The sequence below is a fragment of the Cobetia sp. 3AK genome (genome assembly GCF_029846335.1).
GTDB lineage: Bacteria > Pseudomonadota > Gammaproteobacteria > Pseudomonadales > Halomonadaceae > Cobetia > Cobetia marina.
On record NZ_JARWKR010000030.1, the window covers coordinates 1 to 416 of the forward strand.

At 64.7% G+C, this 416-nt stretch carries 1 protein-coding gene; it reads right to left on the bottom strand.

The annotated features are described in order from the left end of the window. Positions 1-416, bottom strand: a 416-nt coding sequence (locus QD228_RS17010) for an Ig-like domain-containing protein (protein WP_279876132.1), incomplete at both ends; no start/stop codon positions are given.

Sequence of the window (416 nt, forward strand, 5' to 3'; positions counted from 1 at the left end):
GTCAGCTCGGTGCCAGCATCCTGCTTCGGCGACAGCGTGATGCTGAAGGTGCCGTCATCGGCAACGGTGCCGGTGCCAAGCACAACGCCATCGACATCGGTGATCTCGACGGTCCCCCCGGCCTCGGCGCTGCCATTGACGGTGCTGCCGTTGGCGGTCTCGCCATCGGTCTCGGACAGAATCGGCGCATCCGGCGCAGTGGTATCAACCGTCAGCGTGAACTCGCCAGACGGCGCGCTCACGTTGCCGGCTTCATCAGTCGCGGTGACGCTGAAGACGTGCTCGCCATCGGCGAATTCAGTGCCTGGTGTGAAGCTCCAGGTGCCATTGCTATCGGCGGTGGACGTGCCGATCACTTCGCCATTATGCGTGACGGTGACGGTGCTACCGATCTCGGCGCTGCCGGTCAGCGTCGG